This window comes from Pseudoalteromonas sp. RB2-MNA-CIBAN-0110 (genome assembly GCF_040309305.1).
Taxonomy (GTDB): Bacteria; Pseudomonadota; Gammaproteobacteria; order Enterobacterales; family Alteromonadaceae; genus Pseudoalteromonas; species Pseudoalteromonas arctica.
Genome location: NZ_JBEOOQ010000150.1, coordinates 1 through 280 on the forward strand (window position 1 = coordinate 1; position 280 = coordinate 280).

General features: G+C 37.5%; 1 protein-coding gene. It reads right to left on the bottom strand.

Features of this window, described 5'->3' with window-relative positions:
- Positions 1 to 280 (bottom strand): tetratricopeptide repeat protein (locus tag AAEY68_RS20935; RefSeq protein ID WP_350586811.1); only part of this gene is annotated, 280 nt, incomplete at both ends.

Below are 280 nucleotides of genomic sequence, written 5' to 3' on the forward strand. Positions count from 1 at the left end.
GCTTTTAACTTTGCGTCATAACGTTTTTTGTCATGTAAAAAATCAGCATTTTTTCCGGCTTTACGCAAATGGTACTTTGCTTGCTTTGTATCGCCCCACTGAAAGTAAACTCGCGCCAAGCCAAAATGACTTTCGTGAAGTGTGGGGGATAATGTATAGGCCTTTTTAAAGTGTTTGAGTGCTTTAGCGTAATATTTATGTACGTACTCGGTATTACCAAGTGATATATGGTAATAAGGATTACTTTGGCGCTGTTTATCAAGCTGATTAAGTATTTGAG